The sequence below is a fragment of the Gilliamella sp. BG1 genome, assembly GCF_046635625.1.
GTDB classification, from domain to species: Bacteria; Pseudomonadota; Gammaproteobacteria; order Enterobacterales; family Orbaceae; genus Gilliamella; species Gilliamella bombi.
In genome coordinates this window covers 1-1,940 of record NZ_JBIDFG010000043.1, presented here as the reverse complement: position 1 = coordinate 1,940, position 1,940 = coordinate 1, and the positions used below count along the sequence as shown (strand labels likewise).

Below are 1,940 nucleotides of genomic sequence, written 5' to 3'. Positions count from 1 at the left end.
ATTCCACCTGTCAAGTAAGTTTTTATTTTATTTGAATTTTTAACAATCAATAGCTCGTTTAATGAGCGATTAATACTACAAAAGTGTCTGAATTATAGAATACTTAAAATGACTTCGCTAGTTTTTTTGTTACTGCTTGTAATACTTTGTTAGCCTTAGGGTTTAAGATGGTTATCTTTATGATATTTTTGAAGACAGTTTTTTGGGTGTTATGTTATGTTTGGTTAAAATAACAAATGAAAAATTAAATAAAATCAATTTTCCTCCTGATCATTTTTGAAATTAATCATTTAAAAACAATTAATTAAACTTATTTAAAATAGTTTTGGGTAAACCATTATAAAAAATATCTGGATGCCTTTAGCTATAATAATTAAATAACAAAGCATGTCAATTTTGGCTCTGTCTGATTATGGCTATTCCTTTCAGTATTCATTTGTTTTTTTAAGCTTTTGAGTAAAGTTTTTGCAAATTAAAATTTAATTAATCTTTGATAAAAAATTTTTCATCACTCTCAAACGAATAGTTATTTTTTATCTCTAACAATTTGAATTTTATATTAATATTTTTACGATGCCTATCCTAAAACTAGGCAGAATTTTATATAATACTCCACCTAGTAATTTTAGAAATACTTGGTATTCTACTAAATTAGTATTTACATAGTAGATATGTATATTACCTGTTATCGTTTTTTACATCTTCAATATTTTTTAATATTGCATTATTTTAAGGTACAACACAAGCAACTCTAACTTCGCTTTGGGTCAAGTAAGTAATGTTTATATAGCCATCACCGGAATTAACAATATACTGATCATAAATACCAGATGGTTGAGCAGTCCAATAACCATCTCCAGAATCCCAGTCGCTGCCAAAATAGCTACTAGTCCCGTTATAAGTTCTTCCCCATTCATTAAATAATCCACCAATCCAACGATTGCCTTCTTGGTAACTTAAACGTCTTTGATACCAAGCCGAACTTCTTCTTGGTATACCGCCAGTCCAACCAAAGTTATTGGCATTAGAATAATCATTTATATCGGGAATACGATAACCATTGCCTAAATTTTGACAAAAACGTTGTGCATTAGCATAGCCTGCTGACTTGCCTGGCTGGACAATATACCAACGCTCTATTTTAAAACTATACAACAATTTTGTATGGCTACTATCAGCATAGAGTTTAAATAATGATGGAGTAAACACCTTATTTGTTGAATTAATAGAAGGACCTTTTAGTAGTACTTTTAATCCTTTATCACCACCAAAATAGGCTGAAACAGGGTTTCCAAGCCAATCTTCCCATTTAGGCGTCTCATCTTTACTTAATGACAAACTTATTCCAGTACCACTTTCTGCACTTACCGTTGTTCCGTTTGCCACGATTACTTGCTCTGGAGTAATTCCCCCTAGTAATAAATAAAAATACAACCTATCAGCCCCTGTTGTTGGAAAATTCTCAGCAGGATTACTAACATCCAAAACTTTAAATCCTTTATTTGCAACCCAATTAGGACCATCTAAATCATACTCAGATCCCCAAGCTAAGTTATCCACATATAAATTCGGCTGTGCATAACAAACAATGGGCATGTCTATTTTTGGATTAATGTAATAGCTATGCTTATTTCCAGTAAAATCGCTACTATTAGGAATACCATACTGCGTTGATAAATTACCATTAGTTACCGTTAAGGTAAGTTGATAAGGTGCGTCGCAAAGATTTAATTGTTTATTAGGGTTATTTTTGACTTGTTCCGTGATATCCCGACCACTGCTATCTTGCCATTTAATCGTTAATTTGCCAGTTGCATTAATGCCTTCATCCCCGTCATCATCTCGACCATAATTATACGGAGCATTAACCAAATTAGTTAACGAAACTTCAGGATAATTTGAAACAGGCACTATGGTTTGAATATCAGCAAAAGTGTTGG

At 31.9% G+C, this 1,940-nt stretch carries 1 protein-coding gene; it reads right to left on the bottom strand.

Features of this window, described 5'->3' with window-relative positions; genetic code table 11:
- Positions 1-729: 729 nt before the first annotated feature.
- The coding region (locus ACGH80_RS11710; RefSeq protein ID WP_411631218.1) for a hypothetical protein at positions 730-1,940 on the bottom strand (1,211 nt) is incomplete at its 5' end.